The following is an 11,805-nucleotide window of genomic DNA, read 5'->3' on the forward strand; positions in this document are numbered from 1 at the left end:
CCACCGTACATACCATCGTAAGTATAATTTGCACCAAGGCCACGGATCACTAACCAATGTGGAAGCCGTAGAAGTATTAAAAGGCCCCGCCACTGGTTTATATGGTATGGGCAGCGCAGGTGGCGTTATTAACTTGATTGAAAAAAAGCCACAGTTTACAGAGCAGCACAACGTACAAGCTGAAATTGGTCAATGGAATACCTATTCATTATCAATTGATAGCACTAATGCAATTACCGAAAATCTAGCATACAGAGTTAATGCAAAAACAGCCCGCAGTGATGGTTACCGTGATTTAAAAGATGACCGCGATGAAATCTACGGCGCATTAAAATATGTGTTCAATGACCGCCAAAATATTATGATCTCAGCCGCTTATATCAAAGATGCGATTGCAGTTGATTCAATTGGCCACCCTATCCGTATTTATAATGCGCAGTCGGTAAATGGCAAAACCGCCGGCCAAGTGACGGCGGATGATTTAGTCAATGATCCAACCTCTGCAGGGCTGCAATTATCTGATGCACAGCGCCAACAATTAGCTAATTCACTTGCAGCATCTGATGGTTTAACACCGTATAAATTTGGCCATCGCGGTATTATCTCACCCATGGCAAAAGATAATGAAGGTGAAGAACTGCGTTTTAAACTCACTCATAATTACTATATAACTGACAATTTATTTTTGAATCAACAGTTACAGTACCGTAATTATGAGTCAAGTTTTGCACGTCAAACCGGCGCCTATAATTATGTCTATTGGCAAAGAAATGGTGTGATCAATGCAGATCCTCGTGCACCTTTGGTTGTAGATGATGTACTTTATCCATTTGCAGCACGGCGCCAAGAATATCGCCAAGTAGAGGCCGATGAAAAGTCATGGCAATACTTTGCAGATCTACGCTATGACTTTAGTTTAGGTGATATAGAAAACGAATTCTTAGTCAATGCAAACTACGAAGACCGTGATATCCGTTTTACGCAATACTCTATTTGGGATAAAGACTACAGCCTAAAAGATAAAAATGGCGATATAACCTATCAAGGCTCTTTACCTTATATTTTAGATATCCGTAACCCTAATTGGGGTGATGGACAGTTCACTGATTACGATCCGTTAAAAACCAGTAACTACAATAAAAAAGTGCAAGCATGGGGCTTAGGACTGCAACATGTCGCTTATATCAATGACACCTTCACAACTCGTATCGGTGTTGCATACAACGAAATCACCCAAAAATATGAACATTTAGGTGTTGATGCGCGTTACCGCGCCAGCGCCGCTGCAGCAACGCCAGAAGCAAGTACCTCAGATAACGGTTTAACCTATAATTTAGGTGCGACCTACAAACCAAGCGATGACTTGTCTATCTTCATAAACCATTCGAAGGGTCGCACTGCGTACAGCGTTTTAGGCTCTGTTTCAGGTAATGAGGCTGACCGTGAAGATGCTGAGTCTCTTAGTACTGATTTAGGTATTAGAGTAAAAGCCTTTGATGATCAACTACTCGCCTCGTTAGTGGTATTTGATACCGCGCGAACTAACTTAGAGTATGCAAACCCAGCGTTTGATGACACGAAACCTGATCCAGCAATTCCTGAAAGCTTCTTTGATGGTGAAGAAAAAACCCGCGGTGTTGAGCTTGATTTAAATGCCTATTTAAATGAGCAGTGGAAGGTCAATATCAATGGTGTTTATCAAGATGCACGTGAGCAGAAAAATCCAAATGTGAGCTCATTTGCTGCACGTCAAAAAGGTGTGCCTTATGTAACAGCAAGCACATGGTTAACCTATAGTGCTCAGTGGTTTGAACTAGCCCAGCCACTAAAAATAAGTGCCGGTGTTAAATACGTGGATGATCGCAGTACAAACTCATCATCATTCGGCATTCCTGATGGTTATGTACCAAGCTATACCATTTATGATGCTGCACTGAGTTATAACACTGATAAATGGGGCTTACAGCTAAACTTAAACAACCTGTTTAATAAAGTGTATTATTCAAAAGCCATGTTTTTAGGTGGTATGCCAGGTGAAGAACGCAATGCTAAATTAACCTTAAGTTATAAGCTTTAAAGTAATGAAATAAAGCGCACAAAATGTTTGTGCGCTTTTTTACCTTTACATAGTGACGACTATACGGCCATTGATCTCACCTTTGAGCATATCGTCAAATATGTCATTGATATCTTCAAGCCGTTTTTCTTCGATAATTGCTTTAACTTTGCCCTGTGCAGCAAACTCTAAACATTCTTGTAAATCTCTACGTGTGCCAACAATTGAGCCAACAACAGAAACGCCATTGAGTACAGTGTCAAAAATCGGCAACGGCATATCCTCTGGAGGCAGGCCAACTAACACGCATTTTCCACCACGGCGAACACTCTTATAAGCTTGTTCAAAGCCCGGCTTTGATACAGCGGTACATACCACAGCATGTGCGCCCCCTACCTGCTCAAATATAGCCTCACTCGGTACACATTCTTTAAAGTCCAAGGTGATATCTGCACCTAACTCTTTTGCTAAAGCGAGTTTTTCAACACCGGTATCCACTGCAATTACATTAAAACCCATTGCCTTTGCATATTGCACCGCAAGATGCCCAAGCCCACCTACACCAACAATAGCGACCCATTGTCCTGGCTTAGCCCCTGACACTTTGAGTGCTTTATAGGTTGTAACACCGGCACAAAATAATGGCGCAGCTTCTGAGAACCCTAGGCCTTCAGGGATCTTTACAACATAGTTGCCATCGGCTAAACAATATTCAGCGTAACTGCCATCAACTGAATAACCGGTATTATGCTGTGAAAGACATAAAGTCTCTTTCCCTTCTAAACAAAATTCACAATGACCACAGGCACTGTATAGCCAAGGAATGCCAACGCGATCGCCAATTTCTAAATGAGTAATATTGCTACCCAGTTGTTCGATCACTCCAACACCTTCGTGCCCCGGAACTAGCGGCATTTTAGGCTTTACTGGCCAATCACCATGACAGGCATGTAAATCAGTATGACACACACCACATGCGGCTATTTTAACTAAAACATCATTGACTCCAACGGTTGGAATGGGTAAATCTGAAATTTCTAATTTGCCTTTGTAAGTACTATTAACGGCTGCTTTCATTGCTCGTTCCTTGTTGTTGAGAAATTGTTGTTAAGAAGTGAGTTGTCGTAATTTAGTGTACACCTTACGCGACTCTAGATGAGCAAAAATTAATCTAAATCAAACTTTAGTGATATAACTTGTTCAGAACGACTGTCATCCCCTAGGCTTGATTCAGCCAAGGAAAATTCAGCGTATTGCTCAGTAAATCTTGCTAAACATATTCAGCGTGCTAGCATTAATTTCATTATTTATTGAAACTTGAGAAGCAATGACGTTATCAGATAAGAACTTTGCCTTTGTAATGCACTGTGGCGAAATGGGCAGTCGTTGGGGTTTTAATCGCACCATTGGCCAAATGTGTGGATTATTGATCATCACCAAAGAGCCAATGACAGCGAACGAAATCGCCGATGCCTTAAGCATTTCTCGTGGTAATGTCAGCATGGGGATCAAAGAACTGCAATCTTGGCGTTTAATAAAAGTGCAGCATATTCCAGGTGACAGAAAAGAATATTACGCCCCTGCAGGTACTATTTGGGATATGGCAAATCGCGTATTCGAGGAACGTAAAAAGCGTGAGATTGACCCTACTCTCAGTTTACTCAGAGATAATTTGTTAGAGCCTGCAACCACCGACGATGAAAAGTTTGCGCAACAACAAATGCATGAAATTCATGATCTACTCGAAACCGTCACTAAGTGGTCTTCAGAACTACAGCGTTTAAGCCCAGAGCAACTACAAAGCTTAATGAAGCTCGGCTCTGGTATTGGTAAAGTACTTGATTTTAAAGATAAGATATTGAAGAAATGAAGAGTTAGCGAGGGACGAGAGTAAAGTTAGCGAGCTTTATGGTTCTAGGTTCTAGGTTCTAGGTTCTAGGTTCTAGGTTCTAGGTTCTAGGTTCTAGGTTCTAGGTTCTAGGTTCTAGGTTCTAGGTTCTAAAAAAGTTTAACCACAGAGTTCAGCAAGAAGTAAATAAAAGTCCAAAAATTTTTACTCTGTGCAGCGCAAAGCGCCTTTGTGTGCTCAGTGGTGAATAAAAAGATAAGTTGTTCCTGTAAGCTCGCAGATAAATAATTCATTTAATCTTACATTTAATGTAACTTGATAAGCAAAGGGGCAAAAACAACTTGCCCCCTGATGACTAAAATTATACGTCAACACCACCTAGCACCTTGTCTAGTTGCATTTCTGTCAAAACACGATCTTGGATAGGTTGTTTAGCTGAGTTTATTTCATCTACACCCCAAACTAAACCAACTGCTGTGCGTGTTGGGCGTTTACCTTTAGGCATGTCTGCTAGCGCTAAATAGGCATCTACCACCATTTGTGGATTAGGCGCTTGATCGCTCTGCATAAATTTACCGAATTCCTCGAACATAGCGGCAGGAATGTTTGCCAATTCGCCGTAGCTGTCCAGTATGTCTGTGCGTGATGGTTGTTGTCCTGATGCACTTAGACCTGTAGGGAATGGCCCTGGCTGTACGATGGCGACATCGATGCCGAATGGCGCTACTTCGTAGCGTAAACCTTGGAGGTAGCCTTCTAAAGCATGTTTTGTCGCTGCGTAAGTAGAGAAATACGGCGCTGAAATTTGGCCAACCATTGATGAGGTATTGATGATCAGGCCAGACTTAGCTTCACGCATCGCAGGCAAAACTGCCAGAATAGTTCGCATAGCGCCATAGTAGTTGGTTTCCATCTGCTCGCGAGCTTGATCAATGCTAAATGCTTCTGTAATGCCAAGATACATTACGCCAGCATTGTTTAGTAACACATCAATTTTTCCCGCTTTATCTAGCACACTCGCAATGGCGGTTTTGACAGAATCGTCGTTAGTAACATCCATATCAACAACCTGAATAGAATCGCTATACGCTTCTAATTCGGCTTTAACTGCAGCGTTTTTGCCTTCAGGGCCGCGCATAGTAGCGAACACTAGATAGCCTTTATCAGCAAAATCTTTTACTGACTTTTGACCAAATCCACTGCTGCTACCTGTGATAACGATGCTTTTTTGTGTTTCGTTCATTATTCTTTCCTATTTGCTTTGCCTAATTAAATACCAGCCGGTACAATAAACCGTAAAGAACAGCCTGTCAAATTAAAATACCGAGTGGTACAAAATGATTTCAAATACAGTTAAGCCCGTTAGAGGGCGTCCAAAGACCTTAGATCGCGATCATGTTTTAGATGTGGCAATGGATTCTTACTGGAAAGACAATATAGGTAATTTATCCCTTAATGAAATTTGCAGAAGATCGGGTGTATCTAAACCTGGTCTTTACCGTGAATTTTCTAATGAAGATGGCTTGATGAAAGCTGTCCTGATTAGGTATCAGGAGCAAGTGTTAGAGCCTGTGCAGCAGATGCTAAATAGTGACGTTCCATTTAAAGAGGCCCTTGATAACCTTATATCGTTTGCCACTTCAGTTAATTGTCATGATGAATCTCCAAATGGCTGTCTTTTTATAAAAATGCGCGAATCACGAGTACATTTGGGAAAAGAAACACAAGCGCAAATAGATTTTCTTGAAAAGCAGGGATTAGTTTTTTTCAAGAAATGGGTAGAGCGTTCAAAGACTAAGGGAGAGTTTTCTGTGGACATGTCATCGGAATTTGTTGCTACTTATATTGACGCGCAGCTAAGCAATGCATCGACACAACTAGCTCGAGGTGTGGCCCCTGAAACGGTGAAAAAGATATTATTAGTCGCTTTTTCTGTGCTGGAATGACTACGCCAGCTCGTTCAGTTTTAAGACATTTTTTCAACAAAGGTTGAAAAGAGAACTTTCTGACTCAAATCAGCACAATAATTCGCATCAGTATGTATATTTATTTTGGTTAGTGTCGAATTTGATATTCAGAGCAAAGCTCGGTTGAACTCATAGTGCTCTAACTAAGTTCGACTGTGAGCAATAAACGGCTATTGATAATAGCTAATTAAGTAGTAAAACGTTGTTTGCTCAGATATTCAAAGATATGAGCAACGCGAGAATATTGTTCCATTTAGCTTTGCTTAAAGATTTTAGAAAACTTAATGATAGTAATATCTTAGCTAATTTGTTAAAACTGTGTAAAGTATACATATGAGTGTAGTCGGAGCAGAAAGATCCGCCCTTCGCGCACTATAAAATTGTTATGAATACATGGAGTCTGGCTATGAATAATAATGAGCTAGTTGTTGAACATCCTAGAAATTTTAGTGCCAGAACTGAAGTGTTAGGAGGGACGTATTTTAAAATTGCTGAAACTGAATATTGTGAGTGTCTCAGAATAGAACAGATCAATGATGAAGAGCTTAGTGAAGAAGAAAAATCAATCTTAGATGGGAAAGCTACACAAGCAGCAATAAAAGCAATCGTATTTTCAGCAATGTGTGTAGAAGCTTCAATTAATAATTATGCAGGCGCACAACTTGGGGATAGTTACTTTAATAAACACTTAGCAAGTTTAGATGTCATTTCAAAGTGGGTTGTGATTCCAAAATTAGTTTGTGGAAAATCTATTGATAAATCCTGTGCCGCATTTGACTCCCTTAAACAGTTGATAAAAGCGAGAAATAGTTTAGTTCATAATAAATCTTATGAAATGAACATCTCTGACCCTGTCTCTTTTATGGAAAAAATTAATAAACGAAAACAAAATTTTGAAGACGATTTTAGTAATTCATTAAGAGCTTTGTATTTATTGAGTATGGAAATGGATTATGTAACAGGTCAAAGACATAACCCTCTCATGACATTCAATAAAAAATTTAGGCCCTTTATTGAAATACCTGAATTGGCTAAACCTTTATTCAATGCATGTAAAGACACTGTAATCAAAAAGTATTCATAATCGGGTAGCCGGAGGTCTCTAACCTCCAGCCCCCACACCACCCATCATGCGCTTTTTATTAACAGGAAGTACAATGGGCGGTTCATTTCCCGTAATGAATATTATCCAAATATCTCTCAATGACGCTAAACCTTGTGAAGCTAAATAGTCATTGCCTAGCGCAATGTTAATTCCTTTTTTTGAGCCCTATCCCACTAAAATAAGCCACTCAAACACCTGTAATACCTTGCAAAATGCCAATTAAAACAACACCAAGTCTTCTTTTTATATTTTACGTGAAAGTCAGTTATCGATTGAATCAAAATAACAACTCGGCTATGGTTAATGCATCAATAAAAATAAATTGAAACGAGTTATTCTACAGGCTCGTTATGTATTCTAAGAAGATCTTATTGTGAAATTCGAGCTTGATAAATTTAATGGCATTATTATCAGCAAAGAAGAACTCCCTTCTGATGTTGATACATTTAAAACTGAATTAGCAGAAATCGTCTCATTTGCTAAAACTGAAAATAAAAACATTATTTGGCTGACGTTGCCTATTGGTTTTTCATGTTTCGTTCCTTTAGCTACTGAATTCGGGTTTGTATTCCATAACTGTCTCGAACACGAACTTATACTCATTCTGAAAGCACCAACGACAACTTTTATACCGTTTATTCCAACACATACTTTGGGTGCTGGAGCCATTGTCAAAAACCAATCAGGCCAATTATTGGTGATCAAAGAGCATGGCATGAAGGGTTACAAGTTACCTGGTGGCCATATTGAACTTGGCGAAAAAATTGAAACCGCCATAACCCGTGAAGTGTTTGAAGAAACTGGAGTGAAAGCTGAATTTCAGTCAATTCTTGGGTTCACTACGCGTCATCCATTCCAATTCGGCAAAACAAATATGTATCTGGTCTGTCGGCTAAATGCTGCATCAGAAACAATACAGGTCCAAGATACTGACGAAATTGCTGATGCTAAATGGCTTGATGTCTCTGAATACTTAGGCGATGATCAAAATGCTGGTTTTAATCGGCAAATGATTAAAGCATTACACAATGCTGATGGTCTCTCAGCTTTTGAACCAGCCAATAACACCGGTCCCTATAAGAAACATGAGACTTTTTTTGCAAAGGCGAATACATAATCGGGTAGCCGAAGGTATCTAACCTCCACACCATATCCCTTAAACAAAAATGTACCAACTACCAACCAAAGCGCGAGATAAACTCGCGCCTACAACAAACGCCCCTAGCACCTTATATTTAGCCTTGAAACAGACTGATAGAGTGTTTTTTCATTGGGTTTCGTTGCACTCTACCCAACCTACGTAGCCAATTTTAACGCTGAACTTACCGCTCCGAGCTAGCTTATATCTTCTCTTAAAGCGCAGCGCCTCTTACCCTCTTTGTGAATAAATTACTTAAAGGGTTTTAAACACACACAATGCGAAAGAAAAAAACACTTGTTAATGCTGAGCCTAGATGCAGACAGATAGGGTATTTTTCGTTGGGTTTCGTTGCACTCTACCCCAACCTACGTAGCTAATTTTAACGCTGAGCTTACCGCTTAAAACTTACCGCTTCTGGCTAGTTTGTATGTTTTACAACCAAAGCGCGAGATAAACTCGCGCTTACAACAAGCGTCCCTAGCCCCTAGTTATCTAGAACCTAGTTGCCTAGCACCTAATTACTTACTAAATCGCTGGATAACCAATGCGATCCGATAAATAACCTACGCTGGTAGCGAAGTAATATGAGCGGTTCCAATGCATTAGTGCTTTGTAGTTATCATACGCTAAGTACATACGTCCGCCCATGTCATCTGGCATGACTAACGCTGCGGTTACATCAACCGATGGTAAATCTGTGCCGTCCATTTTACGAAGGCCAAGTGCTTGCCAATCAGCTAAAGAACGTTCTGATTTAGCCCAATATTCAAGCCACTGAGTGCGTGTTTTTGTGCCACGTTGTAATACATAGCTTTGATCAAAACCATCAGGTAATTGCACCTGACGGCCCCACGTTAGCTCGTCATTCCAACCGGCCTGTTTTAAATAATTAGCAATTGATGCAAAGGCATCGGCTTGGGTGGTCCAAATATCTTTGCGGCCGTCTTTGTCGTAATCAACCGCGTAGGCGTTAAATGAGGTAGGCATAAATTGCGTTTGCCCCATCGCACCGGCCCATGAGCCTTTAAATTTGTCTAAGGTGATATGCCCTTCTTTGAGGATATCCAGTGCGGCCCATAATTGATTTTTGTACATGGTTTCACGGCGGCCATCAAAAGCCAGTGTTACTACTGATGAAATAACATTGTGGCCACCTTGGATTTTACCAAAGTTACTTTCAAGGCCCCACAACGCAACAATAAAACGTGCTTGCACGCCAAACTCAGCAGCAACTTGTTCCAAAATATCTTTATTTTCAGCATATAGCTTACGTGCGCGATCAATTTTCCATTGTGGCACCCGTTTTGGTAAGTAGGTTTCGAGGGTTTCTTTAACTTCAGGTTGATTTTTATCTGCTGAAATTACTTTTTCTTTAAAGTGTGCTGTAGCAAAGGCATCTTCAATTAACTGGCTATCGTAGCCTTTTTGCGCAGCTTCTTGTTTTAAGCCTGCAACATATTCGTCAAACTGTGCTTGAGTCTTGGCCAGTGCCGATGTGCTGATACAGGCACTACATAAAATTGCAGCCAATTTTGTCATTATATGTTTAGTCACTTTCAACTCCATTTTGTTTTCTGTGCTCAGCTAATAAGTTTGCTTGTGGTGGGGGTATTTGCAAGTAGAACCCATTATCTGTTAACGCTTGCTTAACTAAATCTAAATCAGCCGCGCCTAACTGCACCCGTTTTGCTAAATTTATTAGCATTACATAATGTGGTTTACCAAACATTGCCATTAAAGGTTGCGGTACCTTACTAAAATCATCTCTTTTTTCGACAAAAAGGAAGGTATCCGCTTTTTTGTTACTTTTATATACCGCAGTCAGCATTATGACCCTATAAAATCTTGCTTAACAGTGCTGCACACTATAACATGAGAGTCATAATAAGTTAGAAAAATTAGATTAGAAATTTCACCTTATCCATATAAACACAGGCCTTATTCAGCCTGCGTTTATCTAAAATTGATTTCTGATCACACTATTCAATTGAGCGTGTATGTCGGACCAAACTTTTGAGCTAAAAGGGAATCTTTTTACGTTATCAGTTTTACATCTTTATAGTACTGATATTAACCTTTTAGCAGAACAACTCTATACAAAAATAGCCCAAGCCCCTCGTTTTTTTGAGGGTGCGCCTATTGTTGTAAATTTAATTGAGATAAAAAACAATCTTGTTGATTTTGTACATTTAAAATCATTAATAGAACGAATGAATTTTAATGCTGTGGGTGTATGTAATGGCTCAGACGAGCAACATGCGCAAGCTAAAGCCGCTGGGCTGTCAGTTTTAAATTATTCACAAGACGTTAAGAGTGAAACTGTTACAAAGCAGAGTAATACATCTATTGTTGAGAAAACAGTTTACTTACCTGCCCAAGTTATCAATGGCACCGTTCGCTCTGGTCAGCAAGTGTATGCAAAAGACCGTGATTTAATTGTCTTTGGTGCGGTAAGCCATGGTGCAGAAGTCATTGCTGATGGCAATGTACATATTTATGGCACATTACGTGGCCGTGCAATTGCAGGCGCACAAGGTTATAACGAAGCCCGTATTTTTTGCCAGAAACTAGAAGCAGAACTTGTTTCTATTAATGGCAATTACTGGATCAGCGACTCTCTGCAAGGCGAGTTCTGGGGCAACGCGGCACAAATCCAACAAAAAAATGAATCATTAGAAATTTCAGCTTTGGTTAAAGGATAAATCTTATGGCAAAAGTAATTGTCGTTACGTCAGGTAAAGGTGGTGTAGGCAAAACTACATCGAGTGCTGCTATTGGCACAGGTTTAGCTCTAAAAGGCTATAAAACAGTCATTATTGACTTTGATATTGGGCTACGTAACCTTGATTTGATCATGGGTTGTGAGCGCCGTGTGGTCTATGATTTTGTTAACGTCATCAATGGTGAAGCGAACCTTAATCAAGCACTTATCAAAGACAAACGAGTCGAAAAGTTATTCTTACTTCCAGCCTCACAAACCCGTGATAAAGACGCACTTACCCGTGAAGGTGTTGAGCGTGTACTAAACGAGTTGAAAAAAGACTTTGATTACATCGTCTGTGACTCTCCGGCAGGGATTGAAGCAGGTGCGATGATGGCGATGTACTTTGCTGATGAAGCAATTGTCACCACCAATCCTGAAGTATCTTCAGTACGTGATTCAGACCGCATTTTAGGTATTTTGCATAGCAAATCTAAACGCGCTGAAGAAGGCCTTGAAAATATTAAAGAGCATTTATTACTGACCCGTTATAACCCAGATCGGGTAGCACGTGGCGAAATGCTGTCAGTGGAAGATGTACAAGATATTCTTTCTATTCCATTACTTGGGGTTATTCCAGAATCACAAGCGGTATTAAGCGCATCAAACTCAGGTCAGCCTGTTATTCTTGACACTGAATCTGATGCAGGCCAAGCCTATGCCGATGCGATTAATCGTTTACTAGGCGAAACTGTTGATTTTCGCTTCTTAGATGTAGAGAAGAAAGGTTTGTTCAAACGGATATTTGGAGGTTAACGTGTCACTACTTGACTACTTCCGCTCAGAAAAGAAAAATACAGCGTCACTAGCAAAAGAGCGATTGCAGATCATTGTTGCGCATGAGCGCTCACAGCGTGGTACGCCTGATTATTTACCACAACTAAAACAAGATATTCTTGATGTTATCCGTAAATACGTCAACATCA

At 40.2% G+C, this 11,805-nt stretch carries 12 protein-coding genes; 8 read left to right on the forward strand and 4 right to left on the reverse strand.

The window, feature by feature from the left end; genetic code table 11:
- A partial coding sequence (locus ENH88_RS04790; protein ID WP_304180273.1) for a TonB-dependent receptor occupies window positions 1–2,077 on the forward strand: 2,077 nt, incomplete at its 5' end.
- Window positions 2,078–2,122: 45 nt separating this feature from the next.
- Here the strand turns inward: ENH88_RS04790 and adhP are convergent.
- Window positions 2,123–3,133, reverse strand: coding sequence for an alcohol dehydrogenase AdhP (adhP, locus tag ENH88_RS04795; RefSeq protein WP_149980237.1), 1,011 nt, complete (start codon window positions 3,131–3,133; stop codon window positions 2,123–2,125).
- A 250-nt stretch (window positions 3,134–3,383) separates the two neighbouring features.
- Between adhP and ENH88_RS04800 the strand changes: the two genes are divergently transcribed.
- Window positions 3,384–3,926 (forward strand): GbsR/MarR family transcriptional regulator, encoded by a 543-nt coding sequence (locus tag ENH88_RS04800; protein WP_182761049.1) that lies wholly within the window; start codon window positions 3,384–3,386, stop codon window positions 3,924–3,926.
- A 340-nt stretch (window positions 3,927–4,266) separates the two neighbouring features.
- Here the strand turns inward: ENH88_RS04800 and ENH88_RS04805 are convergent, their stop codons facing one another.
- Window positions 4,267–5,148, reverse strand: a complete 882-nt coding sequence (locus tag ENH88_RS04805; protein WP_304180275.1) for an SDR family oxidoreductase — start codon at window positions 5,146–5,148, stop codon at window positions 4,267–4,269.
- Window positions 5,149–5,242: 94 nt separating this feature from the next.
- On the opposite strand from ENH88_RS04805, the gene ENH88_RS04810 reads away from it, so the two are divergent.
- From ENH88_RS04810 to ENH88_RS04820, 3 genes are all read left to right on the forward strand, one after another.
- Window positions 5,243–5,851, forward strand: coding sequence for a TetR/AcrR family transcriptional regulator (locus tag ENH88_RS04810; RefSeq protein ID WP_145235634.1), 609 nt, complete (start codon window positions 5,243–5,245; stop codon window positions 5,849–5,851).
- Window positions 5,852–6,278: 427 nt separating this feature from the next.
- Window positions 6,279–6,956, forward strand: coding sequence for a hypothetical protein (locus tag ENH88_RS04815; protein WP_304180279.1), 678 nt, complete (start codon window positions 6,279–6,281; stop codon window positions 6,954–6,956).
- A gap of 394 nt (window positions 6,957–7,350) precedes the next feature.
- Window positions 7,351–8,094: an NUDIX hydrolase gene (locus tag ENH88_RS04820; RefSeq protein WP_304180281.1), complete on the forward strand. Its 744-nt coding sequence runs from the start codon at window positions 7,351–7,353 to the stop codon at window positions 8,092–8,094.
- Window positions 8,095–8,643: 549 nt separating this feature from the next.
- Here ENH88_RS04820 and ENH88_RS04825 read toward each other — a convergent pair.
- The gene (locus ENH88_RS04825; protein WP_304180289.1) at window positions 8,644–9,660 is read right to left on the reverse strand and encodes a lytic murein transglycosylase; all 1,017 of its coding nucleotides are present in this window, start codon (window positions 9,658–9,660) and stop codon (window positions 8,644–8,646) included.
- Between the two features lie 4 nt (window positions 9,661–9,664).
- Complete coding sequence (locus ENH88_RS04830; RefSeq protein ID WP_304180283.1) at window positions 9,665–9,946, reverse strand: YcgL domain-containing protein; 282 nt, start codon at window positions 9,944–9,946, stop codon at window positions 9,665–9,667.
- Between the two features lie 169 nt (window positions 9,947–10,115).
- Here ENH88_RS04830 and minC point away from each other — a divergent pair, with 169 nt between their 5' ends.
- From minC to minE, 3 genes are all read left to right on the forward strand, one after another.
- Window positions 10,116–10,820: a septum site-determining protein MinC gene (minC, locus tag ENH88_RS04835; protein ID WP_304180285.1), complete on the forward strand. Its 705-nt coding sequence runs from the start codon at window positions 10,116–10,118 to the stop codon at window positions 10,818–10,820.
- 5 nt (window positions 10,821–10,825) lie between these two features.
- Window positions 10,826–11,635, forward strand: coding sequence for a septum site-determining protein MinD (minD, locus tag ENH88_RS04840; RefSeq protein ID WP_304180287.1), 810 nt, complete (start codon window positions 10,826–10,828; stop codon window positions 11,633–11,635).
- Between the two features lies 1 nt (window position 11,636).
- Window positions 11,637–11,805, forward strand: a 169-nt coding sequence (gene minE, locus ENH88_RS04845) for a cell division topological specificity factor MinE (RefSeq protein ID WP_304180290.1), incomplete at its 3' end; no start/stop codon positions are given.

The sequence above is a fragment of the Pseudoalteromonas prydzensis genome (genome assembly GCF_011050055.1).
GTDB lineage: Bacteria > Pseudomonadota > Gammaproteobacteria > Enterobacterales > Alteromonadaceae > Pseudoalteromonas > Pseudoalteromonas prydzensis_A.

Excerpts from the sequence above, each read along its gene's own strand:
- ENH88_RS04815 (WP_304180279.1), top strand. The coding sequence starts at position 6,279 with ATGAATAATAATGAGCTAGTTGTTGAACATCCTAGAAATTTTAGTGCC.
- ENH88_RS04830 (WP_304180283.1), bottom strand. The coding sequence starts at position 9,946 with ATGCTGACTGCGGTATATAAAAGTAACAAAAAAGCGGATACCTTCCTT.
- ENH88_RS04805 (WP_304180275.1), bottom strand. The coding sequence starts at position 5,148 with ATGAACGAAACACAAAAAAGCATCGTTATCACAGGTAGCAGCAGTGGA.
- minC (WP_304180285.1), top strand. The coding sequence starts at position 10,116 with ATGTCGGACCAAACTTTTGAGCTAAAAGGGAATCTTTTTACGTTATCA.
- ENH88_RS04810 (WP_145235634.1), top strand. The coding sequence starts at position 5,243 with ATGATTTCAAATACAGTTAAGCCCGTTAGAGGGCGTCCAAAGACCTTA.
- ENH88_RS04800 (WP_182761049.1), top strand. The coding sequence starts at position 3,384 with ATGACGTTATCAGATAAGAACTTTGCCTTTGTAATGCACTGTGGCGAA.
- adhP (WP_149980237.1), bottom strand. The coding sequence starts at position 3,133 with ATGAAAGCAGCCGTTAATAGTACTTACAAAGGCAAATTAGAAATTTCA.
- minD (WP_304180287.1), top strand. The coding sequence starts at position 10,826 with ATGGCAAAAGTAATTGTCGTTACGTCAGGTAAAGGTGGTGTAGGCAAA.